22 protein-coding genes are annotated in these 22,606 nt (G+C 60.5%); 6 read left to right on the top strand and 16 right to left on the bottom strand.

Features of this window, described 5'->3' with window-relative positions; all coding sequences use genetic code 11:
* Nucleotides 1-21 precede the first annotated feature (21 nt).
* A complete protein-coding gene (locus tag QEO92_RS22555; RefSeq protein WP_227704504.1) occupies nt 22-519 on the top strand; it encodes a hypothetical protein in 498 nt (165 codons plus the stop codon).
* Nucleotides 488-1,351 carry a DUF1109 domain-containing protein gene (locus QEO92_RS22550; RefSeq protein WP_320443043.1) on the top strand — a complete coding sequence of 288 codons (864 nt, stop codon included), beginning with the start codon at nt 488-490 and terminating at the stop codon, nt 1,349-1,351. The genes QEO92_RS22555 and QEO92_RS22550 overlap by 32 nt, the downstream gene beginning before the upstream one ends.
* 82 nt (nt 1,352-1,433) lie before the next feature.
* Here the strand turns inward: QEO92_RS22550 and QEO92_RS22545 are convergent, their stop codons facing one another.
* On the bottom strand, nt 1,434-3,380 hold the full coding sequence (locus tag QEO92_RS22545; protein WP_227704503.1) for an FAD-binding monooxygenase: 1,947 nt from the start codon (nt 3,378-3,380) through the stop codon (nt 1,434-1,436).
* Nucleotides 3,381-3,613: 233 nt separating this feature from the next.
* Between QEO92_RS22545 and QEO92_RS22540 the strand changes: the two genes are divergently transcribed.
* The 4 genes from QEO92_RS22540 (at nt 3,614) to QEO92_RS22525 (ending at nt 5,671) form a co-directional block, all read left to right on the top strand.
* Nucleotides 3,614-4,123, top strand: coding sequence for a MarR family winged helix-turn-helix transcriptional regulator (locus tag QEO92_RS22540; RefSeq protein WP_227704502.1), 510 nt, complete (start codon nt 3,614-3,616; stop codon nt 4,121-4,123).
* Between the two features lie 163 nt (nt 4,124-4,286).
* Entirely contained in the window at nt 4,287-4,457 is a 171-nt protein-coding gene (locus tag QEO92_RS22535) for a hypothetical protein (protein WP_161784793.1), read from the top strand.
* A gap of 96 nt (nt 4,458-4,553) precedes the next feature.
* On the top strand, nt 4,554-4,760 hold the full coding sequence (locus QEO92_RS22530) for a hypothetical protein (protein WP_227704501.1): 207 nt from the start codon (nt 4,554-4,556) through the stop codon (nt 4,758-4,760).
* A gap of 167 nt (nt 4,761-4,927) precedes the next feature.
* Nucleotides 4,928-5,671 (top strand): GGDEF domain-containing protein, encoded by a 744-nt coding sequence (locus tag QEO92_RS22525; protein ID WP_037156379.1) that lies wholly within the window; start codon nt 4,928-4,930, stop codon nt 5,669-5,671.
* Here the strand turns inward: QEO92_RS22525 and QEO92_RS22520 are convergent.
* The 15 genes from QEO92_RS22520 to QEO92_RS22450 all read right to left on the bottom strand — a co-directional run bounded on the left by QEO92_RS22520 (nt 5,668) and on the right by QEO92_RS22450 (nt 22,594).
* Nucleotides 5,668-7,074: a M20 family metallopeptidase gene (locus QEO92_RS22520; protein WP_227704500.1), complete on the bottom strand. Its 1,407-nt coding sequence runs from the start codon at nt 7,072-7,074 to the stop codon at nt 5,668-5,670. The genes QEO92_RS22525 and QEO92_RS22520 overlap by 4 nt on opposite strands.
* An 18-nt stretch (nt 7,075-7,092) precedes the next feature.
* A complete protein-coding gene (locus QEO92_RS22515) occupies nt 7,093-8,100 on the bottom strand; it encodes an ABC transporter ATP-binding protein (protein WP_227704499.1) in 1,008 nt (335 codons plus the stop codon).
* A complete protein-coding gene (locus QEO92_RS22510; protein WP_227704498.1) occupies nt 8,097-9,077 on the bottom strand; it encodes an ABC transporter ATP-binding protein in 981 nt (326 codons plus the stop codon). The genes QEO92_RS22515 and QEO92_RS22510 overlap by 4 nt, the downstream gene beginning before the upstream one ends.
* Nucleotides 9,074-10,018 (bottom strand): ABC transporter permease, encoded by a 945-nt coding sequence (locus tag QEO92_RS22505; protein WP_227704497.1) that lies wholly within the window; start codon nt 10,016-10,018, stop codon nt 9,074-9,076. Before QEO92_RS22505 ends, QEO92_RS22510 begins: the two co-directional genes overlap by 4 nt.
* Nucleotides 10,015-10,986, bottom strand: a complete 972-nt coding sequence (locus QEO92_RS22500) for an ABC transporter permease (RefSeq protein WP_037156390.1) — start codon at nt 10,984-10,986, stop codon at nt 10,015-10,017. The genes QEO92_RS22505 and QEO92_RS22500 overlap by 4 nt, the downstream gene beginning before the upstream one ends.
* A 9-nt stretch (nt 10,987-10,995) precedes the next feature.
* On the bottom strand, nt 10,996-12,165 hold the full coding sequence (argE, locus tag QEO92_RS22495) for an acetylornithine deacetylase (RefSeq protein WP_227704496.1): 1,170 nt from the start codon (nt 12,163-12,165) through the stop codon (nt 10,996-10,998).
* The gene (locus tag QEO92_RS22490) at nt 12,165-13,772 is read right to left on the bottom strand and encodes an ABC transporter substrate-binding protein (protein ID WP_280107474.1); all 1,608 of its coding nucleotides are present in this window, start codon (nt 13,770-13,772) and stop codon (nt 12,165-12,167) included. Before QEO92_RS22490 ends, argE begins: the two co-directional genes overlap by 1 nt.
* A 313-nt stretch (nt 13,773-14,085) precedes the next feature.
* The gene (locus tag QEO92_RS22485) at nt 14,086-16,047 is read right to left on the bottom strand and encodes a 3-hydroxyacyl-CoA dehydrogenase NAD-binding domain-containing protein (protein WP_227704494.1); all 1,962 of its coding nucleotides are present in this window, start codon (nt 16,045-16,047) and stop codon (nt 14,086-14,088) included.
* A gap of 6 nt (nt 16,048-16,053) precedes the next feature.
* The gene (locus tag QEO92_RS22480; RefSeq protein WP_227704493.1) at nt 16,054-16,449 is read right to left on the bottom strand and encodes a RidA family protein; all 396 of its coding nucleotides are present in this window, start codon (nt 16,447-16,449) and stop codon (nt 16,054-16,056) included.
* Nucleotides 16,427-16,858 carry an acyl-CoA thioesterase gene (locus QEO92_RS22475; protein ID WP_227704492.1) on the bottom strand — a complete coding sequence of 144 codons (432 nt, stop codon included), beginning with the start codon at nt 16,856-16,858 and terminating at the stop codon, nt 16,427-16,429. The genes QEO92_RS22480 and QEO92_RS22475 overlap by 23 nt, the downstream gene beginning before the upstream one ends.
* Nucleotides 16,859-16,866: 8 nt before the next feature.
* Entirely contained in the window at nt 16,867-18,042 is a 1,176-nt protein-coding gene (locus tag QEO92_RS22470; RefSeq protein WP_037156399.1) for an acyl-CoA dehydrogenase family protein, read from the bottom strand.
* Complete coding sequence (locus QEO92_RS22465) at nt 18,042-18,884, bottom strand: enoyl-CoA hydratase family protein (RefSeq protein WP_227704491.1); 843 nt, start codon at nt 18,882-18,884, stop codon at nt 18,042-18,044. Before QEO92_RS22465 ends, QEO92_RS22470 begins: the two co-directional genes overlap by 1 nt.
* A gap of 63 nt (nt 18,885-18,947) precedes the next feature.
* Entirely contained in the window at nt 18,948-19,394 is a 447-nt protein-coding gene (locus QEO92_RS22460) for a cupin domain-containing protein (RefSeq protein ID WP_037157218.1), read from the bottom strand.
* A 43-nt stretch (nt 19,395-19,437) separates the two neighbouring features.
* The gene (locus QEO92_RS22455; protein ID WP_037156404.1) at nt 19,438-20,235 is read right to left on the bottom strand and encodes an SDR family NAD(P)-dependent oxidoreductase; all 798 of its coding nucleotides are present in this window, start codon (nt 20,233-20,235) and stop codon (nt 19,438-19,440) included.
* A gap of 10 nt (nt 20,236-20,245) precedes the next feature.
* Complete coding sequence (locus QEO92_RS22450) at nt 20,246-22,594, bottom strand: bifunctional salicylyl-CoA 5-hydroxylase/oxidoreductase (RefSeq protein ID WP_227704490.1); 2,349 nt, start codon at nt 22,592-22,594, stop codon at nt 20,246-20,248.
* Nucleotides 22,595-22,606 lie beyond the last annotated feature (12 nt).

Genomic DNA, 22,606 nt, shown 5'->3' with positions numbered 1-22,606 from the left:
TCAACAACAGGAGCCGATCGGATGGATGTCAGGAAGAATGATGAGCGCTTTCCGTTTCGCCGAGTTGACGACACGCAACATCGTTCCGGCGGGCACGACGTGGTATGGGATGAGATGATCACGCCGGAACTGTCCATCCTGCTGCCCGTCGGAACGACCTTGGAGGCGCGGCTGCGCGATCCTGCCGGCACCGGTGACGGTCATTCCGCGAGAAAACTTGTCCTTCTTGGAGCGGATGGCGGAAAGGCTTTACTCCTCAATCCTTCCCATGCCCTCGATCCCGTGGAGGATTTCCAAGGGGCTGCCGTTTTGCGGTGTCATCGCGGAAGCCGCATCATTCAGCTATGGGGGCGGTTTCGACCCAGTCCGGCCAGGGACCTGCGGTTCGAGCTGATCCTCTGGCAGGTTTGGCCGGCAGGCTCTGCCGAAGCGCGGCAGGCAACGCGTCGGCTCGAAGAGTATCAGCAGATGATCAGACGTCTCAGGCTTGAAATTGCACTTCAGCATTGCCAGCAATAGCCGGAGCATTGTTCTGCAGAGGGATATATCGAATGACGATATCCGCGCGCCCAATCGGGCCATGGCTCTTGTGGCGCTGATTGGCTACATTGTTGCTGATTGGCTGCGGCGTTGTGAGAAGAAGCTGGTGCGGATCTTGACCGCTGTGAGCGCATCAAGTCGTTCGTTGATAACGAGGCAGAGTGGAGTGAATGGATTGAATACCGATGATTTGATCAATCTCCTGGCGCAGGATGCTCCAGTCCGCGTTCGCCTTGGGCGAGCGTTGATGGCGGCGCTGGTGATCGGAGCTTCGGTGTCCGCGATTGTTCTCGTCTCGACCGTCGGGATTCGCGCGAATATGGTGGAGGCGCTTCAAACGAGCCGCGTCGATTTCAAGATCGCCTTGACGTTGATCCTTGCGATAGTCGGGTGCAACCTGGTCTTCAGGATCGGCAGACCTGGCGTTGACATCAAGGCGCACGTGCTTGCATTTTTCCTGCCACTTATCCTGCTTGTGGCCGGTATCCTTGTCGAACTGTTCGTTCTGCCCATGGATGCCTGGAAGGCGAGCATGATCGGACGTTATCCAAACGTCTGCCTGATCTTCATCCCGCTTCTGTCGCTGGCACCCTTCATGGCATTCTTTTGGGCGTTGAAGCATGGCGCCCCGGAAAACCCAGGTCTCGCCGGAGCAGTCGCGGGTTTGGCAGCGGGAGGGATCGGGGCTGCCATTTATGCCTGGCATTGTCCTGATGACAGCCCCCTGTTTGTGGGGAGTTGGTATATGATAGCAATCGCTATCATGACCTCCTTAGGTTATATTTCAGGGCGGCGCTGGCTTCGCTGGTAGGAGAGGGCCGTTGGTGCCGTTGGTTCTGCCGATCTCGGAACCATTTCGTACGTCGGTGTAGGCACTCCCATTGAGACTTCGTTCAGTTCTTCTGCATCATGAAGCCGTCGAAGAAGGCGGCAAGTTCGATATGCGCGCCGAGAGGGAGAACATGCGCGACGTATTGGTCCGGCCGCACGACTAGCAAACATCCCTGTTCCCGATCGATACCGCGCATGTCGAAAATATCATTGCCACTTTTCAGGTCGGGGCAGAACATCTTCTCGTAATCGCGAAGCCCCAGGCGTCCCTTTGCCGGAAGGAGGAGGGAATGCATGGCCTCGACGGCGAGTTCGCGATGGCCATGCTGAAAGACCGCGCGGACATCGATAACGGCATCGATGTCCGTGCCAGCCGGCGTATATTTCCCGACGGGGGATTCGTGCGCGTCGGCGAGGAACTCGCATAGGGACCGAATGCCGGAGCCGGCGGCAATGGGATCTCCGGTGCCGGCGAAAGCATAGAGGCGCCAGCGGCCGTCCGCCTTCGCGGCGTGGCCGAGCTGAACCGGCTTGGCATCCGCGAGGCGAATGACCGGCGCGGAATGAAAGCGTGTGCCGATCGTAAACCCCTTCGCCAGATATTGATGGGTCGATTCGCCTGTGAGGATGGACGGGCGGTAATGGGTCGCCGTTCCCGCCGTATAACGTCCGTGCCTGACGAAATATTCCCGGACCTCCGCCGGATCGACGCCTTCGCCATCCGGTGAGGATTTCAGGGGGGCACTCAACATCTTGGCCCATTCGCGGTCGAAATCGATCAGTTCTTTGGCGATAGCCTGTCGTTCCGCCGAGTAGCTGTGCAGAAGTTCGGGCGAGCAGCGACCCTGAAGGACGGCTGCAAGCTTCCAGCCCAGATTGAGCGCGTCCTGCATGGAGACGTTCATACCCTGGCCTGCCTTGGGACTGTGGGTATGGCAGGCGTCGCCGGCGATGAACACATGAGGCAGACGCGTCTCGATTTTCCCTTCGGGCACGTCATCGAACTTGTCGCAGAGCCGCTGGCCTATCTCATAGACGGACCACCACGCGACTTCCTGCACCTCGAGCGTATAGGGCTTTAGAATCCGCTGTGCTGCGGCAATCAGGTGGTCGACGGTGATGTTTCGATTGGCCACCCGTTCGTTTTCGTTGAGTTTGTCGAGCTCGACGTAGATGCGGACCAGATAGCCGCCTTCCCGCGGAATGAGCACGATGCTGCCTTCATTGGCGGATTGGATCAGCGCCTTGAGGCGAATATCGGGAAAGTCTGTGACGGCCAGCACATCCATGACCCCCCAGGCCTGATTGGCCGAATCGCCCTTGAGTTCCCGCCCGAGTGACTTCCTGACGACGCTGCGCGCGCCGTCACAGCCGACCACGTAGCGGGCCCTGATGGTCTCCACCCGCCCTTCGTGCGAAGGATCGAGTCGCTCGAGCCTGGCCGTCACGGGATGGCCGGGAGGCTGATCGCGGGAGGCTGACGGCGGATCAATCTGAAGGTCGAGGAGGCGCCGCGCGTAGTGCGGCTCCAGCCGGCTCGGCGATCTGCGCATGACATCCAGATAGAAATCATGCACACGCGCCTGATTCAGGATCACATGGGGAAACTCGGAGAGACCGTCCTCGACGTCCTGAATCCTGCCGTGGCGAACGATCTTTTCCCGTTCGGCATCGTCCGGTTTCCAGAATGACGTCTCGTTGACCCAATAGGCTTCCTTCAGCACGCGCTCGGCAAAGCCGAAGGCCTCGAACATTTCCAGAGTGCGGCAGGCAATGCCGTCGGCTTGCCCGAGTTGCAGGGGACCGGATTTCTGATCGACGATGCAGGTCTTGATGTCGGGAAAGGCTGCCAGTTGGGCGGCGAGCGTCAATCCGGCCGGCCCACAGCCGATAACCAGAACATCGACTTCTTCGGGAAGCGGATCCGAACCGGATGACGTCGTGTGCTGGCCGGATGGCTCCGAAATTGCCGGATCTCCGGTCCGGAACCCGTTGAGGTGAAATTGCATGGATGTATCTCCTCCGCGTGTCTTGCTGGGTATCCGTCTCATCCTGGCTGCAACCGTACCCCGCGGCTGCCATAGGCTTCGGTTTGCTGGCTGCCAGTATCGACGGTTGAACCGCCTCGTGGTTTAAGTTGTTGCGACGATGTGAGAACGACGAGCCTGGGTCGTCGCGATAATTAATCAGTATGCTGATTATATGTATGCTGTCAAGGCGAGGATCGGTCATGGAGAGATCGGTGAAAGACAACAATGACATGCCGGGGCACTTGGCCCGCCGGTTCCAGCAGATTGCCGTTGCCGTCTTCCATGCGGAAGCAGAGGCCGCCGGCTATGACCTGACACCCGTTCAATACGCGGCGCTGGCTGCGATCAGCGCGAATCCGGGCATTGATCAGGTGACGCTCGCCGGGTTGATAGCCTACGACCGGACGACCATTACCGGCGTCGTGGATCGACTGGTGCAGAAGGGCTTCATCGAGCGCCGTGCGAGCAAAAGGGACAGGCGTGCGCGCGAACTGGAGATCACGGAGGCGGGGCGGGAAACGCTTTCCGGTATCATGCCGGCGGTTGAGGCGGCGCAGCGCATGATGCTGCGAGGCCTGAATGCAGACGAGTCGGAGGAACTCCTGCGGCTTTTACGCAAGGCGATCGCCGCCGGTAACGAACTCAGCCGGGCGCCGTTCCGGGAGGCTTCGGCGGATGTTGCGAAGACCGCTGGCAGGATCGAAAGCGATCGGGATGGGTAGTGCGCCTGGCCCTTGATGTTTGGCGTGCACTCGAACCTGCGACCAAATCCCTTGCCTGCCTTGCTCGCCGTTCATATTGTTGCAGAACGTCATGGATGGGGCGGTAAGAATGTCCGGTGAAGAGCGCGCGCGTATCGATTGCCTGGATGAAAGGGGAAACTCTGTGTCAGTATTCAAGGCCATCCGGAGCCGCGGCGATGGGCATCGGGAGAGCAGAGAAACTGGCACCGTCACCCGCTTCGTTTACTACACCTCCGATGGCTATCTGGTGGAACCGCTTTCGGATGGAAACTTTCAGGTCGTCCTTTCGGGCGAAATCCTGACACGCCTATGATGTCGGATGTGCCGGTACGGCGCTTCGAGCGTTGATTTCCCTCAAAGCAATTTAGATGCCGTGCAAGTAAGGTCCCGTAAGAAAAGGACCAAAAGAATGTCTCGTGCACCTGATGCTCAATTCACTCACGAACAGATCATGATTTATAAGTCGCTGATCCACGACCTGGAGCGGGGCTTTCCCGAACTTGCCGATGTTGAGTATACTGCTGACCACCCGTCAGCGGCAACGTTGCATCGACTGATGACTTATCGCGAGTCCGTCAAGATCCTAAAAGGATTCGTCAGGCAGGGCGACGAATGATGTTTGGGCACATGGCGAGCCATATTGTCATTGGCCGACCGCTTATCTGACGCTTCAGGACGCCTAAAGACATGTCAAAACCTAGGATGTTTCGGGATTGGTTCAGCCTATGTTAAAGTCAGCAAGCTTAAGAGAGGCCCCGATATTCATTCCTCGCGGCTCTTTCGATGCGCATCGTCCTCGCCAAGTCATTGCTGACCGGTCTGCTGTCGCTGCTTGCCTCCCTCATTCTCTCATTCAGCATCGTTCCGATGCTCGGTGGAGAGGTGGCCGGAGCCGGTCTCATAATGACCATCGTTTGCCCGCTGGTTATCTCCATTCCAGCTTCGGCCGTGCATTTCCGACAGGCTGAAAAACTTCGGCGCGCAGAAGTGGCAGCCTCGGAGGCACTCCAGAAGCTGGCGATCGCATATGAAGAGCTTCGCCTACAATCACGCCGGGATGGGTTAACCGGGCTTCTCAACAGAAATGCATTCCTTGAAGAATTGGAAACCTTCAGCCGCAAAGGCGTGGCGGGTGGCCTACTATTCCTGGATCTCGATTATTTCAAGTCGATCAATGATGGGCATGGACATGCAACGGGCGACGAAGCTCTCCGTCGGACAGGACAAATACTTGCGGCCTATCAAGGAGAATTCGACATTGCAGGCCGCCTTGGAGGAGAGGAGTTTGCGCTTTTTCAGAGTGATTTGACGGCTGAAGCGATGTTGCGAAGATGTGAGGAAATTCGCGGATTGATCGACTGCATGGATTTTCGTTCAGCCTCCGGATCAATTATCTCCGTATCGGCGAGCATCGGAGCATTTTATTGCGTTCCTGGCTTTGATCCTCAGGAATGCCTCAAGGCTGCGGACGCAAATCTCTACAAGGCGAAAACGAGCGGCCGAAACCGGGTCGTTTTGTCAATCTAACCGGCCTGCCGGTCAGCGGCTGTTTCACCGATATCCCAATAAAGACCGGCCATCATGGCAAGTCCCTCGCGAACGATGCTGACCGGCAGGTGCTCGTTTGGAGCATGTTGCAGGCAGCCGGGATAGGAATGCGGAATCCAGATGGTCGGCAGGCCGAGCAAATCGGAGAAGATGTTGTTCGGCAGTGAACCGCCGAGATTGGGCAGGATGGCCGGCGGAGCGCCCAACGTCTTCTCGGTCGAGGCGACGATACGTCTGACCCAGGGATGGTCGGGATCGAGGCGGCTGGCGAGGAAGATCGCGTCGGTGGGATCCTTGACGACGACGCGGTCGTAACCGGCATCGATCAAAGCCTTGCGAACGGCCGGAACGACCTCATCCGGATCGACGCCGACCGGAAAGCGGAGCTGCACGCGGGCGCGGGCTTTGGGCGGGATGGCGTAAAGCGGCTGGGCGAGGTTGCCGCATTCCATCTCCATGACCTCGAAGGAGCTCCAGGCGAAGACTTTTTCCTCGGGCGTGAGGCCCGGCTCGCCCCACCACGGCTCGATCGGCGGATCGTCGGCGGCCGGGGTGATCTCGCAATCCTTCAGCGCCGCGCGGACGTTTTCCGGGATGTTCCCAGGTGTCATCTCGCGGACCTTGATCCTACCTGTCCGATCCACCAGCGCCGTAATCGCATGGCAGAGCTCTATGCCGGGATTGGAGAGGATGCCGCCCCAATTGCCGGAATGCTGAAAACTTTCGCGCGCATTGATCTCCAGATGAAAGGACATGCCGCCGCGGGCGCCGAGAAAGATCGTCGGCCGTTCCAGTGCCAGGCGAGGACCATCGGAAGCGATGAAGACGTCGGCCTTGAGCTCGTCCTTGTGGGCAGCGCACATCTCTTCCAGGCCGAGCGAACCGGACTCTTCTCCCATCTCAATCAGATATTTGAGATTGAAGCCAAGCGAGCCTTTGACTGCCAGCAGAGCCTCGATCGCGGCAAGGTTAATCGTGTGCTGACCCTTGTTATCGGCCGTGCCGCGGCCATACCAGGCGCCGTTTTTTTCCGCCATCTCGAAGGGGGATAGACCTTCCTCCCACTGACCATCCAAACCGGCGACAACGTCGCCATGGCCGTATTGCAGGATGGTGGTGTAGTTGGGGTTCTCAACCCGCTCGGCGATCAGGAAGGGGCCTGGAGCCAGGTCGTTCTGGTAGATCTTCGTCGCGAAGCCGAGGCGTTCGAAGAAGGGCTGCATGTCCCCAGTTACATAGCGCCAAAGGTCCAGCCTGTTGGCCGCGACACGACTTGCCGACGGGATCGCGACGCGCTTGCGGAGCGCCGCTTCGAAGGAGCCGTCGTTGAGATAACCCACAGCCTTTTCGATCGTCGCCTGGCGGGAAGGGGCAGTCGTCATTGGGGCATCCTCGGGATTTCAGGCGGTTCTGGCTTTGGCGATCGGCAGGATCGCCTGCCCGTTCGACAGATCGAGATCGAAATGGCAGCGGAACATGCTGTCGGCTCCGGTCGTTTTCTTCGGCGGCACCGTGCTGCGACAGATATCCTTCGTGAAGGGACAACGCGTGTGAAAACGGCATCCGGAGGGCGGAAAGGCCGGGTTGGGCAGTTCGCCAGCAATCGGATGTAGCGTGCGGTCGCCAGTATCCATATCCGGGGCGGCATCGATCAAGAGGCGCGTATAGGGATGGCGAGGCCTGAGGAACAGCTCTTCCGACGGTGCTGCCTCCACCAGTTCACCGAGATACATGACGCCGATCCTATCGGCCATGATCCGCACGACCGAGAGGTTGTGGGTGATGAACAGGCTGGTGAGTGCCAAGTTCTTCTGCAGGTCGCGCAAAAGGTTGAGAATCTGTGCCTGGACTGACACGTCTAGCGCCGAAGTCGGCTCGTCGAGGATCAGGAATTCCGGTTCGCCGGCAAGCGCGCGGGCGATGCAGATGCGCTGCCGCTGGCCGCCGGAAAATTCCTGAGGGTATTTTTCGGCATCCGCCGGCGACAGGCCGACCTGAACGAGCAGTTCGTCGACGCGGGCGCGGATCGCCGCCCGGCCCCGGCGCAGCTTATGGACGCGGATCGGTTCGGCGATGATATCCTCGATCGTCCAGCGGCCGTTCAGTGACGAATAGGGGTCCTGAAAGATCATCTGGAGGCGTGGCGTCTTGCCGGCTGCATCCCTGCGGAAGGCGATCGCGCCGGAGGTCGGCTCCATGAGGCCGGAGACGAGGCGGGCCAGCGTCGACTTGCCGCAGCCACTCTCCCCGACGAGGCCCAGAGTTTCTCCATGCCGGACAGCGAGGCTGACGTCGCTGACCGCTTTGGTGCCGCTAGTGTCGTTCTTCTTCAGCCGTTCCAGAAGGCTCTGATTGCGGCGATAGACCTTGCTGACGTGGTTGAGAGTAAGGAAATCCCGGGCGCTCATGCAATCTCCTTTTCCAGCGGGTGGAAACAGGAAAACGCAACGCTTTCCTTCATGGTCAGCGGTGGTGCTGCCGAGCAACAATCGCCTTCGGCCTTAAAACAACGCGGATTGAAGGCGCAGCCGGGCGGAACCGCGCCGAGCCCCGGCATGGCGCCGGGAATCTGGTCGAGCCGCATCTCGCCATTGGCCGATGGCATCGGCGTCGCGCGGATCAGTCCATGGGTATAGGGGTGTTTCGGCGCGTTGAAGAGTTCGCCGACAGGGCTGATCTCGGCAACGCGGCCGGCGTAAAGCACAGCGACGCGGTCGGCCATCTTGGCGATGACACCGAGGTCATGGGTGATCAGCATCATGCTCGCCTTGCTTTCGCGATGCAGGTCGCGCATCAGTTGCAAGATGTGGGCCTGGACCGATACATCAAGCGCGGTCGTCGGTTCGTCGGCGATCACGAGCGCCGGATTGGCGCAGAGTGCCAGCGCAATGACGATACGTTGCCGCATGCCGCCGGAAAGCTGGTGCGGATAACGCTTGAATTGCGTGTCAGGGTTCGGCAGGCCGACCCGTTCGATCCATTCGAGCGCCTTTTTCTTCGCCCGATCGCCACTGATCTTCAGATGCGCCTCGATCGTATCGCAGAGCTGCCGGCCGATAGTGATGACCGGGTTGAGGCTGGTCATAGGGTCCTGGAAGATGAAGCCTATCCTGCCGCCGCGCACGCGACGCATCGCCTTCGGTGACAACTGGTCGAGACGCTCCCCGGCAAGCGAAATGGTGCCGCCGGTGCGTTTCAGGGGCGGCACGAGAAGGTCGATGATCGCAGCCCCCGTTATCGATTTGCCGGCACCGGATTCGCCGACGATGCCGAGCACCTCTCCCGGATCCACGGAGAAGGAGACCTTGTCGAGCGCTGTGATCAGACGGCCGTCGCGGTTGATGGTGACCGTCAGGTCGCGGACGTCGAGAAGCGGTGTCGTCACGAGCGTCCCCTTAGTCGCGGATTATAAACGTCACGCAGGTGGTCGCCGAGGATGTTGACCGACACGACGAAGGCGACGAGCACGAGGCAGGGCCAGACGGAGATCCACCATTCGCCGGATTGCAGAAAATTGTTGCCATTGCGGATCAGCGTGCCGAGAGACGGCGAGGTGACCGGGATTCCGATGCCGAGGAAGGAGAGCGTTGCCTCGGTGATGATGGCGATGCCAAGATTGATGGTTGCGATGACCAGAACCGGTGCCATGACGTTCGGCAGGATGTGCAGGATGATGATCGACAGGCTGCTGCGGCCGGTGATGCGGGCGGCCGAGACATAATCCTGGTCTCGTTCGATCATCACGGATGAACGGATCGTGCGCGCATACTGGACCCAGAAGGCGATGCCGATCGAGAGCACGACGATGGCGATCGCCGTCATGACGCTCCGCTCCTGTCCAAGCGCGGCGCGAGCTGCCCCGTCGATGATCATCGCGAGCAGCAAGGCTGGATAGGCGAGCTGAACGTCGGCGAAGCGCATGATGAAAGCATCCACCTTGCCACCGACGAAGCCGGCTATCAGGCCGAGACTGCCGCCAAGCACGAGACCGATGATGACGGACAGGAAGCCGACGATGATCGAAGTCCGCATGCCATAGGCCATGGCGGTCAGGAGGTTGCGACCCTGGTCGTCAGTGCCGAGTGGGAAATCCGGCATACCGTCTACCATCCACATGGGCGGAATGAAGCTGTCCATCACCGACATGCCGGCGAATTCGAAGGGATTCTGCGATACCAGCGGCGTCATGAAGGCATAGACGAGCAGCGCGAAGATGACGAGGGCGCAGGTGGTCGGCCCGGGTGCCTTGCGCATGGCGCGCAGAAGTTTCGACAGGCGGCTGCGGCGGACTGTCGGAACCGAAGGGGTGTTGACGACAGGGGTCATGATTGCCTCCTCAACACGCGGGCATCGATCAGCGGGTAGAGCAGTTCTACGACCAGATTAATGACCATGAAGACCAGGCCGACGAAGATCAGATAGATGGCGATAACCGGAATATCTGCCGCCTGGATCGATTGCAGGAAGAGCGAACCGAGGCCCGGCCAGGCGAAGACGTTTTCCGTCACCACCGAAAAGGCGATGATGTTGCCAAGCTGCAGGCCAAGCATGGTGATGACCGGCAGAAGCGTGTTCTTGATGGCGTAGACATACCAGATGCGCGCTTCCGACAGACCGCGGGCGCGGGCGAAGCGGATATGCTCGCTTTGGCCGACTTCCATGAGCTGGGTGCGCAGCATTCGGATGATAAACGCGACTTGGAAGGTGGAAAGCGTCGCTGCCGGCAGGATGATCGCTCGCCAGCCGGAAACGGAGAGCAGGCCCGTTGTCCAGAAGCCGAGATCGACGACCGTGCCGCGCCCAAATGACGGCAACAGACCCATTTGCACGGAAAAGACGGCGATCAGCAGCAGGCCGACGACGAAGTTCGGAAGCGTGATGCCGGCCGTCGAGATCAGCATGATGAAGCGGCCGAACAGTGAGTTCGGATGCACGCCGCAATAGATGCCGGCTGGCACGCCAACGAGGATGGTGATGAGCAGGCTGACGAAAGCGAGTTCGATCGTCGCGGGCATGCGCTCGATGATAAGTTTCGCCACCGGGTCCTGAGTGCGGTAGGAGAGGCCGAAATCGCCCTGCAGCAGGTTGCCAAGAAAATGCACGAAGCGCGTGCCGATCGGCTGGTCGAGGCCGAGCCTGGCGATGAGTTCCATCCGCTCCGTCACGGTCGCATCGGCCGAGAGGAGTGCCGCCAGCGGGTCGCCGATATTGGCGACCAGCAGGAAGGCGATGAAGCTGATCACGAGCAGAACGATGACCGTCTGCACGATCCGGGATGCGGCATAGTTCAGCACTTCAAATCCTCAGCAGCAGGTGTCACCAAGCTGGTCAAGAAAGGCGATGCATTTCTCCAGCTCGGAAATCGCAATCGACTCGTCCGGCTGATGTGCATCGGCGATATCGCCCGGGCCGATGACGACCGACGGAACACCGGCGATCTGGAAAATGCCCGCTTCCGTGCCGTAGGAAACATAGCGCGGCTCCGAGCGTCCGAGAAGCTTCAGGAGCTCTGCGTCGAGTATCGGATCGTCGTTCGGCTTCAGGCCGGGAATGCGTGCCTGCACATCGAAGAAGACACCGGAGGCTGGGTCGATAGCCTGCATGGCAGGATTCAGCTTTTCCACCGCGAAACGCTGCATGCGCTCGAACACCGCCACTTCGCTCTCGCCGGGGATGATGCGCATCTCCCAGAAGAAATCGCAGTTCTCGGCGACGATATTGCCGTGCAGGCCCCCCTTGATGACGTTGACGGAAATCGTCGAATAGGGTGGATCGAGGCCCTCGAACTGCGGGCCATTGCGCATGTCCTCGCGGATGCGGTTGATCTCGGCGATCATGTCGCCGGCTGCCATGACGGCGTTGACGTAGCGGTCTGGCTGGGAGGAGTGACCGGGCTTGCCCTTGACGCGGCACCAGCCAATCAGGCCGCCCTTGTGCGCGGCGATCATGTCCATGCTGGTCGCTTCGCCGATGACGGCGAGCCGCGGCTTCAAGTCGCTTTGCCCCACCCATTCGGCCATCGAGCCAACACCGGTGCAGCCGACTTCCTCGTCATAGGAGAAGGCGAGATGGATAGGCTTCTTGAGTTTCTTTTGGGCCATGCCAGGTGCTGCAGCGAGACAGCAGGCGAGGAAGCCCTTCATATCGGTCGCGCCGCGGCCGATCAGCCGGCCGTTCGCTTCCCTCAGCGTCCAGGGATCGCCGGACCATGCCTGACCTTCCGTCGGCACGACGTCCGTATGGCCGCTGAAGATGATGCCGCCAGGCGCTTCGGGGCCAATCGAAATAAGGACGTTCGCCTTGTTGCCTTCGGCATTCGGAAAGCGCCGGACGCGTCCTCCGAAGGGGGCGGCCTGGTCTTCCACGTATTTGATCAGGTCGAGGTTGGAGACGGCGCTGACCGTCGGAAAGGACACGAGACTTGCAAGCTGTTTCGTGATGTCCTGTGTCGTGATGCCGGGGGCAATCGTCATTATTTCACCGCGAAATAGCGCAGCGGATAGGCGAGGTCGGCTGGCTGCACAACGGTGACATTGTCCTTCACGCCCCAGAGAATGTTGAGCTGGTGAAGCGGAATGAAGCCGACATCCGCCTTGATGAGCTTGAAAGCCTGCTGGATGAGATCGGTGCGCTTCCCCTGGTCGGTTTCCTTACCAATGGCGGCGATCAGCTTGTCGACCTCGGGATTGGAATAACCGCCGATATTGAAGGCGCCGAGGCCGCTCTTCGGATCACGGGTGGCGGCAATCGAGGTCAGGAAGATATGGGCGTCATAGGTCGCCGGCGAATAGCCCAGCATTGCAAGGCTGGTATTGTATTCCGGCGGGTTCACCTGGGTCGCCCAGCGGCTGGTAGCCTGGGCGCGAGGTTCCACCTTGATGTTGATGCGGGCAAGCGAGGCAGCGACCGCGAGGCAGGTGGCTTCGTCGTTCATAAAGCGGTCGTTGGTGCAGTCGAGCGTGACGGAAAAGCCGTTCTCGTAGCCGGCTTCCTTCATCAGTTCCTTGGCCTTGTCGACATCCGGCTTGACCGGTGCACCGAGTTCCGGATCGAAGCCGTTGATCTCCTTACCGATCGGCAGGCCGACGGGAACCGAATAGTTGCGCATGATGCGCTTCTGGATCGCCCCGGTATCTATCGCCAGTTCCATGGCCTGGCGGACCTTGAGTTCCTTGAAAGGGTTCTTGGCCTTCTCGCTGCCGAAGATCAGGCTGTCTCGTGCAACATCCGGCTGGACATAGATGGTGCGCAGGTCCGGCCCGGCCTTGACATGTAGGCCATCGGCCTTGTCGATACGTTCGGCATCCTGCGGCGGTACGCCGTCGATCAGGTCCACTTCGCCGGAGATCAGGGCCGAGACGCGAGTGGAAGGATTTGGGATCACGAAGAAGGTGGCATTATCGATATTGCCGGCCTTCTTGTCCCACCAGCCAGAATTTGTGGCGAAAACGGTCTTCACGCCCGGATCGCGCTCCTTGATGACGTAGGGGCCGGTGCCCATGGCGTTGCGGTTGGCGAAGGTCTCGGTGGCGTTGTTGGCGGCACCCGGCTGTACGGCGCCGTTCGCCTCGGCCCACTCCTTATCCATGATGTACCAGTTGGTGATCTGGTTCGGCAGGATGGGGTTGACGGCGCGTGTCCTGATACGGATCTTATAGTCGTCAACCTTTTCGATCGAGGCGATGGAGTTCAGGTTTGCCTTGATGCCACCCGCCTGGCCGCGGGTCAGCGAGAAGACCACGTCATCGGCAGTAAACGGATTTCCGTTCGAGAACTTGACGCCCTGGCGCAGAGTGAATTCCCAGGTCGTGTCGTCCGTCTGTTTCCATTCGGTCGCAAGTGCCGGCTCGATCTTCTGTTCGGCGTTGCGGCGGACCAGTGGTTCATAAACATTGGCGAGAACGGCGAAAATCAGGGTATTCGAGACAGCATGCGGATCGAGCGTATAGGCATCCAGCGGGCCGGCAAATTTGAAATCCGCGGCTTGGACGCTGGTGGCCAGCGGTGCCGTCAGGGCGGCCGCGGCGATCGTGCCCAGCAGCATCTTACGTTTGAATGCGGGAAACGAGAAAGGCATCATGATCTCCTATGCGCCACGAGAGAGTCGGAATGCGGCAACGACGCGGCAGATATTTTAAATTTAAAATATCTCAGCAAAGGAAGCTCATCAGATGAGGACATGCAGCGTTCCCTGTCGTTGCTTGGAGTTGCCTACTTGCGAGGCTTGGGCAAACAATAGGCGTTTTGAGGAAACATGCAAGCAATTTTGATCAAATGAGCGAAACTCTTTTGGCGAGGAAGTGTGCGGCAGCAGGCGACCATCCCGCCTGCATTAGCAGGAGGCAGGACGCAAGAGATTTCAATGTGTTATTTCAAAGACAGAGATTTGCAGATCAGGTCCTGGCGAACATCGGGCCGCCCTTATGGGCTGGAAAGCCGTAGCCGTTGATCATCACCAGGTCGATGTCGCTCGGCCGTGCGGCGATGCCTTCGGCCAGCAATGCTTCGCCTTCGGCGGCCATGGCCTTCAGCATCCGCTCTTGAATCTCACTTTTCGGGAATGCGCGCGGTGTAATGCCCTTTTGGGTACGGGCGGCTTCGATGATCGCGGTCACATCCGGATCGATGGTGCGCTTGCCATCCGGATAGGCATACCAGCCGCGGCCGGCCTTCTGGCCGAACCGCCCCATTTCACAGAGCGTATCGGCGATCCCGACGTAGCGTGTAGCGGGATCGCGGGCGGCGGCCTGGCGCTTGCGGCGCGCCCAGGCGATCTCAAGCCCTGCCATGTCGTAGACGGCGAAAAGGCCCATAGGGAAACCGTAATCTTCCAGCGCCGCATCGATCTCGTGTGGCAGAGCCCCATCTTCCAGCAGGAACTCGGCCTCGCGGCGATAGGCGGAGAAGATGCGGTTGCCGATGAAGCCTTCAGTAACGCCGGCGACGACCGGCAGCTTTCTGAGCTTCTTGGCGACGGCGAGCCCGGTCGCCAGAACATCCGGCGCGGTTCTGGCGCAACGGACAATTTCCAGCAGCCGCATGACATGCGCCGGAGAGAAGAAATGCATGCCGAGCACCCGCTCCGGATAAGCGGTCGCGGCGGCAATTTCGTCCGGGTTCAGATAACTCGTGTTGGTCGCCAGCACTGCACCCGGACGAATGACTTTGTCGAGACGGCGGAAGAGGTCGATCTTGACGGCGAGATCGTCAAAAACGGCTTCAATGACGAGATCGCAGGGGGCGAGGTCGGCGTCCGATGCCGTCACCGAAAGCCGGGCCTTTTGCGCCTCGAAACCGTTCTGATCTAGACGGCCGGAAGCGAGATTGCGTTCCAACAGGCCGACGATGCGCTCGCGGCCTTTTTCGGCAGCCTCCGCCGTCTGGTCGAGGCCGATGACCGTGTAACCTGCTGCGAGGGCGACGATCGCAATGCCGCTGCCCATCAGGCCGAGGCCGCAGATGCCGATCGTCTTGACTGGGCGAGGCTCAATGCCTTCGAGCCCTTCGACCCTGGAAGATTCCCGTTCGGCGAAGAAGACGTAGCGGAGTGCCGCAGCTTCGCGGCTATCGCGCAGGGTCAGGAAGGTGGCTCGCTCGTCAGCCAGACCTTCGGTGAGAGGGCGGTTAGACGACGTGATCAGACGCACGGCTTCGGCCGGTGCCTTCTGACCGCGCGCTCTGCCGAGAATTCTAGCGGCGGCTCTTTCGATTTCGGCCGCCTCATTGGTGGCTATGCTCAACTCGCCCGTGCGACGGAGCTGTTTGCCTGACAGTTTTTGCGCTGCCGAAATGGCGGTTTCGACGAGATCGGCCTTGGCGATTTCATCGATGATCCCGAGCGAGAGAGCTTCGTCGGTCTTTGCAGAACGGCCCGAGGTGATGAGGTCCAATGCGGCCGGGATGCCGATCAGGCGCGGCAGACGCTGGGTGCCGCCGGCGCCGGGAACAATGCCGAGCTTGACTTCGGGCAGACCGACTTGAGCAGTGGAAGAAGCAACTCGATAATGGCAGGCGAGCGCAACTTCCAGGCCACCACCGAGGGCTGCCCCATTGAGCGCCGCGACGACCGGCTTCGACAGCTTCTCGATCTTTTCAATAACAGCCGGCAAGGTCGGCCCTATAGCCGGCTTGCCGAATTCCCTGATGTCGGCACCGCCGATGAAGGTCTTACCGGCGCCTGTGATGACGACGCCTGCCACATTGGCAGTCGCTTCCGCATGGACAAGCGCCTTTTCAAGCCCGCTGCGGACGTCGGCAGACGTCGCGTTGACCGGCGCATTGTCGATGGTAACGACCAGAATCCCGCCTCGGGTCATAGCCGAGACCGTGGACGAAAATTTGATCGCGTCGTTCATGGCTGCCTACTCCGGAATGACTGCTGTTGCCTGGATCTCGATCTTGGCGCGGTCTTCCACCAGAGCAACGACCTGCATGGCGGCCATGGCCGGAAAATGCTTGCCCATGATCTCGCGATAGGCCTGGCCGATACCCTTCAGATTGCCGAGATATTCCGCCTTGTCGGTGAAGTACCAGGTCATGGTCGTGACATGTTCAGGCCGCGCACCGGCCTCTGCCAGTATGGCAACGACGTTCATGAGCGTTTGACGCACCTGGCCCACAAAGTCGTCCGTCTCGAATTGGCATTGGGCATTCCAGCCGACCTGCCCGCCGACGAAGACCTGGCGGCCGGTGGCGGCCACGCCATTGGCGTAGCCGATCGGTTTTGCCCAGCCTTCAGGCTGCAGAATCATGTGCATCGTTCTTCTCCAAATGCTGTGTAAGCGCAGTGCGCATATCGTCCGGCCATGGGCAGGCCTTGTGTGTTTCGAGAGAGGTCGCGACCAGCCGCTGCTTGGCGGTCCAGAGCAATCGATCGCCAGCGCGCACCTCATGTTCGAGATCGACCGAACTGGTACCGATCCGCATCACCTTGATAGTGAAATCCATCATGTCGCCGTGGAAGCCGGGGCTCTTGAAGGTGAGATCCAAAGTGACCGTCGGAAGACCGATCTTCCGCTCGTTGATCAACTCCGGCCAGGGAAAGCCGATCGCCCGAAAGAACTCTTCGTAAGCTCCGACCAGGATGTCGAGGTAGGAGGGGAAATAAGCGATACCGGAAGGATCGCAATCACCGAAGTTCAACCGGCGGGAAATGGTATAAGCCATGGTTGCCCTCACGCCTTCAACAGTTCGCGGGCGATGATGAGCTTCTGCACCTCGGTCGCGCCCTCGTAGATGCGCAGCGCCCGGATCTCACGATAAAGACTCTCCGTGATTTCGCCGCTCCTGACGCCGCGGCCGCCGAAAATCTGCACGGCGCGGTCGATGACCTTTTGTGCATTTTCGGTGGCTACCATCTTCGCCATTGCCGCTTCCTTGGTGGTCGGCAGGCCCTGCACGTCGCGGCGCCAGGCGGCGCGGTAGGTCAGAAGAGCGCCCGCATCGATCTCGGCTGCCATGTCGCCGAAAGCGGCCTGGGTAAGCTGCAAGTCGGAAAGGTGGTTGCCGAACATCGGCCGCGCCTTGGCATAGGCGACCGCCTCATCGAGCGCCCGCTTGGCGAAACCCAAGGCGGCAGCTGCCACGGATGCGCGAAAAATGTCGAGCGTCCGCATGGCGATTTTAAAACCTTCGCCAGGAGAACCAAGCATCCGCGAGGCCGGAATGCGGCAGTTTTCGAAGCGGATCGTCGCCAGCGGGTGCGGGGCGACCACCTCGATGCGCTCGGCGATCGAGAAGCCCGGATCGTCGGCGAAGACCACAAAGGCTGAAATGCCGCGCGTGCCGGGCGCCTCACCGGTACGGACGAAGACCGTGTAGACATCGGCGATGCCGCCGTTGGAAATCCAGGTCTTTTCGCCATCAAGTACATAGTGGTCGCCTTGCCTGCGGGCCGAGCAGGCCATCGCGGCGACATCCGAACCGGCGTCCTTTTCGGAGAGCGCGAAGGCGGAAATCCACTCGCCGGACTGCGCTTTGGGCAGTATGGTGCGGCGCAGGTCGTCCGTGCCCGAAAGGCCGATTGCACCGGTGCCGAGGCCCTGCATCGCGAAAGCGAAATCGACAAGCCCATCATGCCAAGCAAGCGTTTCGCGGGTGAGGCAGGCAGCGCGGCTATCGATCGGCTGGCTGCCGCCGGCGCCGGTTGCGGCATCCAGCAGGCCGGCTTCCCCCAGCGCCTTGACGATCGCGCGGCAGGCGCCGTCCGTGTCCGAATGGTCGATATGGCTCAGTGCGCCGGAGGCCGCGAAGGCATCGAGCTTTTCGGCTAGCGCCTTGTGGCTGTCATCGAAGAACGGCCAGCCGAGGAAATCGCGAGTCGGCCCTTTGAGAGTGGTGGGAGCCGCCATCAGTTACCCTCGAAGACTGGTTTGCGTTTCTCGGCGAAAGCCTCGAAGGCGCGGCGGAAGTCCTTGGTCACCATGCAGATCGCCTGGGCCTGAGCTTCGGATTCGATCATTTCGTCGATACCCATCGCCCATTCCTGGTTCAGCATGGTTTTCGTCATCGTATGGGCAAACCACGGTCCGGCCGCCAGCGAATGGGCAAGCTTGACGGCTTCCACCTCGACCTGATCGGCGGCGTGCAGGGCATTGTAAAAACCCCAGGCCTGGCCTTCGGCGGCGTTCATCGTGCGGCCAGTGAAGAGCAGTTCGGCGGCGCGGCCCTGGCCGATGATACGCGGCAGGATCCCGCATGCGCCCATATCCGCGCCGGCAAGACCGACGCGAGTAAAGAGGAAAGCCGTCTTCGCTTCCGGTGTGGCAAGCCGCATATCGGAAGCCATGGTGAGGATCGCGCCGGCGCCGGCACAGATACCATCGACGGCTGCAATGATCGGTTGCGGGCACTTCTTCATCGCCTTCACGAGGTCGCCGGTCATGCGGGTGAAGGCCAGAAGATCCGGCATGGCCATGTGAGTGAGCGGCTCGATGATCTCGAAGACATCGCCGCCGGAGGAGAAATTGCCGCCGGCGCCCGTCAGCACGATCGCGCGGATGTCCGATGCGTAGACAAGATCGCGGAAGAGATCGCGAAGCTCGGCATAGCTTTCGAAAGTCAGCGGATTCTTGCGCTCCGGCCGGTTCAAGCGGATCGTCGCGACGCGGCCGCCTTCGCTCACTTCCCAGAGGAAATGCTTGGGCTGGTAATCGCGAAAGCCGCGCTTCATTTCGTTCATCGCGTCGCTCATGCTTCTTCCTCTCCCGTAATCGACTGATCGCCTTTTCAGGTGGCCGGAATTGTCTTCTGTGTCTCAGTCGTTGGCCGAAGGCGGCAGGAAATCCACCTCGTGTGCGGCGGAAACTTTCACGATTTCGTCCACATCGGTCATTTCGTGCAACGCCTCGAAAAGCTGGTGGAGCTTGCGGGCCGGCGAGACCCAGAAGAGCGCCCGGCACGGTTTGTCGGACTTGTTGAAGTAACCGTGCGGGATACCGCGCGGCATACGGACAAGATCTCCGGCCTTTGCCTTGACCCATTGGCCGTCGAGCTTCAGATCGAGCTCACCTTCCTGCACGAGGATGAATTCATCCTGGGTCGGATGAATGTGCACCGGTACGAACTGCCCCGGCAGACTGTTGGTTTCAAAGGCGAAGGTGTCGTCGCAGACGGCTTTTGGAAAATAGACCTGGCCCAGGATGTTCCAGGTGATACCCCTATATCCGCTGCCGTTCTCGGTAATGCCCTTTTCCAGTTCCATCGTGATCTCCCAGGTTTCGTTTCCTTGGTTCATGTCGGGCCGACTAGCCTGCCAGGATTTCTCCCCCGGCAACCGCAATTGCCTGCCCGGTGATCGCTGCAGCGCCGGGCGATGCCAGCCACAGAACCGTGTCCGCGACCTCTTCCGGCCTCACCAACCGCCCCTGCGGATTGCTCTTGGTGAATTCCTTCAGCGCCTGTTCTGCGGTCCGGCCGGTCTTGGCGACGATCGTCTCGATCGAACGGGCGATCAGCGGCGTATCGGTAAAGCCGGGGCAGACGGCGTTAACGGTGATGCCGGTCTTCGCCAATTCCAGCGCGAGCGAGCGGGTGAGGCCGATGACGCCGTGCTTGGCGGCGACATAGGCGGAGACATAGGCGTAGCCGGTCAGGCCGGCCGTCGAGGCGATATTGATGATTCGGCCCCCGGTCCCGTGGGCCTTCAGGTCCGGCAGCACGGCCTGAGTGACCAGGAATACGCCGGTGAGATCCACCGACATGACCCGGTTCCACATATCGAGCGATGTCTTCTCGAACGGCGCGCTCGGGCCTTCGCCTGCATTGTTGACGAGGATGTCGACGGGGCCGAAAGCGGCCCGCGCCGTCTTCAGACCATTGTCGATCGCCATTTCGTCGGTGACGTCGAAGCCGTCTGCGACGCAGGTCCTCTCTGTGCCAAGCGTTGCGGCCAGCGCTTCCAGCGGTTCCGCCCGGCGGCCCGCCAGCGTCACGTGCGCGCCGGCCTCCACCAATGCCGTAGCGATCGCCGCACCGATGCCGCTCCCCGCGCCGGTGACGAGGGCATGGCGGTTGGCAAGCCTGTCCGAAATCGCTTCGCTCATGACGCGATCCTTATTTCGCCACCACAGCCGGGCCGACCGCCGGAGGGGCTGCCGCCGCCGCAGCGCGGGCGAGGTTGGTTTCGTACTGCGCCTTGCCGGAATAATACTGCTTCGGCCAGGGAATGTTCGTCAGGCCGATCTTCGCCGCCTCGTGCAACACCCAGGCCGGATCGGCGAGATGCGGACGGGCCACCGCGCAGAGATCGGCGCGGCCGGCAGCAATGATCGAGTTTGCGTGATCCGCCTCGGAGATTGCGCCGACGGCAATCGTCGGGATACCGATCTCGTTGCGGATCTTGTCGGAGAACGGCGTTTGGAAAAGGCGGCCGTAGACCGGCTTTTCCTCTTTCCATACCTGGCCGGACGAGCAGTCGATCAGATCAGCGCCGGCTTCCTTGAACATTTTCGCAAAGATTGCCGCATCTTCCGGCGTGTTGCCGCCCTCGAACCAGTCATGGCAGGACAGACGTACGGAAATCGGCTTGTCTTGCGGCCAAACCTCACGGATCGCCTTGAAGACTTCCAGCGGATAACGCGCCCGGTCCTCGTGGCTGCCACCATATTCGTCATCCCGCAGGTTTGTCAGCGGCGAAAGGAAGCTCGACAGAAGGTAGCCGTGGGCGCAGTGCAGTTCCAGCCAGTCGGCGCCTGCCTGTGCCGCATATTTCGCGGCGCGGACGTGATCGGCCTTCACCCGGTCCATATCGGCGCGATCCATCGCCTTCGGCACCTGGCTGTGCTTGAGATAGGGGATGGCGGATGCCGAAATCAATGGCCAGCCGCCGTCCTCCAGGGGTTGGTCGATACCTTCCCAGGCGAGCTTGGTCGATCCCTTGCGACCGGCATGGCCGAGCTGGATGCCGACCTTTGCGGTGGAATTGTCATGCACGAAGTCGATGAAGCGTTTCCAACGCACCGCCTGCTCGTCGTTCCAGAGGCCAAGGCAGCCGGGTGTGATGCGTGCATCCGGCGAAACGCAGGTCATTTCTGCAAAGACGAGGCCGGCGCCGCCGAGCGCACGGGAGCCGAGGTGGACCAGATGGAAATCGTCCATCAACCCGTCCTTCGCCGAATACATGGCCATGGGCGACATGACGATGCGGTTCGGCAGGTGGGTTTCCCGCAGCGAATAGGGCGTGAACATCGGCGGCAGGGTGCGGCCGTTGCCGCTCACATCGAGGCCGTTCTTCCTGGCGAACCACCGTTCGTAGCCTTCCAGCCATTTCGGATCGCGCAGGCGCAGGTTCTCGTGGCTGATACGCTGGGAGCGGGTCAGCATGGAATACATGAACTGTTCCGGTTCCAGCGTGTCGGCATAACGCTGGCCGACCACTTCGAACCATTCCATGGCGTTACGGGCCGCATTCTGGATGCGGGCGACGTCGACGCGGCGAATTTCCTCGTAGGTTTCGAGAACCTGCGGGATATTGTTCCTGGTGTGGCCCAGCTTGTTGAACTGGTTGGTCAACTCGATCGCGTCGTCGATCGCGAGCTTGGTGCCCGAGCCGATCGCGAAATGGGCGGTGTGGGCGGCGTCACCCATCAGCACGACATGTGAATTGCCGTTGAAATGGCTCCACTTGCCGCAGATCAGGCGGTTGAAGTTGAGCCATGCCGAGCCGCGCAGATGGCGCGCATTGGTCATGAGCTCGGAGCCTTCGAGTACCTCCGAGAACAGCTTCTCGCAGAAGTCGATGGACTGCTGCTGGTCCATCTGGCCGAGGCCGTGCTTTTCGTAAGTCTCCTCGGCCGTCTCGACGATGAAGGTCGAGGTCTTGTCGTCGAATTTGTAGATATGCGCCTGGAACCAGCCATGTTCCGTCTTGCGGAAGTCGAAGGTGAAGGCGTCATAGAGCTTGTGGGTGCCGAGCCAGATATATCGGTTCGGGCGCACAACGAGGTCAGGCTGAAAGACTTCCGGATAACGGTTGCGGATCTTTGAATTGAAGCCGTCGGAGGCGATGATCAGGTCGGCATCCGGATAGTCAAGATCGCCATTGGCCTCCGTCTCGAAGACCAGTTCCACGCCGAGCGCCTCGCAGCGGCGCTGCAGGATGTTCAGAAGCTTCTTTCGGCCGATGCCGACGAAGCCGTGGCCGGAGGTGCGCTGGCGCGTGCCCTTGAAGAGCAGCTCGATATCGTCCCAATGGTTGAAGGCATCCTCGATCTCGGCCGCACTTTCCGGATCCCATGCGCGCATGGAAACCATGGTTGCGTCGGAGAAGACGACGCCCCAGCCGAACGTGTCATAGGGTCGGTTTCGCTCGATCACCGAGATGGAATGCTCGGGATGAAACTTCTTCATCAGGAGCGCGAAATAGAGACCTGCGGGACCACCACCGACGCAGACGATGCGCATATCCAAATCCTC

Source organism: Neorhizobium petrolearium, assembly GCF_029854435.1.
GTDB lineage: Bacteria > Pseudomonadota > Alphaproteobacteria > Rhizobiales > Rhizobiaceae > Neorhizobium > Neorhizobium petrolearium.
Note: the sequence above shows the minus strand (reverse complement) of the source record. Positions and strands in the feature narration are given on the sequence as shown.

Excerpts from the sequence above, each read along its gene's own strand:
- QEO92_RS22555 (WP_227704504.1), top strand. The coding sequence starts at position 22 with ATGGATGTCAGGAAGAATGATGAGCGCTTTCCGTTTCGCCGAGTTGAC.
- QEO92_RS22545 (WP_227704503.1), bottom strand. The coding sequence starts at position 3,380 with ATGCAATTTCACCTCAACGGGTTCCGGACCGGAGATCCGGCAATTTCG.
- QEO92_RS22530 (WP_227704501.1), top strand. The coding sequence starts at position 4,554 with ATGTCTCGTGCACCTGATGCTCAATTCACTCACGAACAGATCATGATT.
- QEO92_RS22525 (WP_037156379.1), top strand. The coding sequence starts at position 4,928 with ATGCGCATCGTCCTCGCCAAGTCATTGCTGACCGGTCTGCTGTCGCTG.
- QEO92_RS22520 (WP_227704500.1), bottom strand. The coding sequence starts at position 7,074 with ATGACGACTGCCCCTTCCCGCCAGGCGACGATCGAAAAGGCTGTGGGT.
- QEO92_RS22515 (WP_227704499.1), bottom strand. The coding sequence starts at position 8,100 with ATGAGCGCCCGGGATTTCCTTACTCTCAACCACGTCAGCAAGGTCTAT.
- QEO92_RS22505 (WP_227704497.1), bottom strand. The coding sequence starts at position 10,018 with ATGACCCCTGTCGTCAACACCCCTTCGGTTCCGACAGTCCGCCGCAGC.
- argE (WP_227704496.1), bottom strand. The coding sequence starts at position 12,165 with ATGACGATTGCCCCCGGCATCACGACACAGGACATCACGAAACAGCTT.
- QEO92_RS22490 (WP_280107474.1), bottom strand. The coding sequence starts at position 13,772 with ATGATGCCTTTCTCGTTTCCCGCATTCAAACGTAAGATGCTGCTGGGC.
- QEO92_RS22485 (WP_227704494.1), bottom strand. The coding sequence starts at position 16,047 with ATGAACGACGCGATCAAATTTTCGTCCACGGTCTCGGCTATGACCCGA.
- QEO92_RS22480 (WP_227704493.1), bottom strand. The coding sequence starts at position 16,449 with ATGCACATGATTCTGCAGCCTGAAGGCTGGGCAAAACCGATCGGCTAC.
- QEO92_RS22475 (WP_227704492.1), bottom strand. The coding sequence starts at position 16,858 with ATGGCTTATACCATTTCCCGCCGGTTGAACTTCGGTGATTGCGATCCT.
- QEO92_RS22470 (WP_037156399.1), bottom strand. The coding sequence starts at position 18,042 with ATGGCGGCTCCCACCACTCTCAAAGGGCCGACTCGCGATTTCCTCGGC.
- QEO92_RS22465 (WP_227704491.1), bottom strand. The coding sequence starts at position 18,884 with ATGAGCGACGCGATGAACGAAATGAAGCGCGGCTTTCGCGATTACCAG.
- QEO92_RS22460 (WP_037157218.1), bottom strand. The coding sequence starts at position 19,394 with ATGGAACTGGAAAAGGGCATTACCGAGAACGGCAGCGGATATAGGGGT.
- QEO92_RS22455 (WP_037156404.1), bottom strand. The coding sequence starts at position 20,235 with ATGAGCGAAGCGATTTCGGACAGGCTTGCCAACCGCCATGCCCTCGTC.
- QEO92_RS22450 (WP_227704490.1), bottom strand. The coding sequence starts at position 22,594 with ATGCGCATCGTCTGCGTCGGTGGTGGTCCCGCAGGTCTCTATTTCGCG.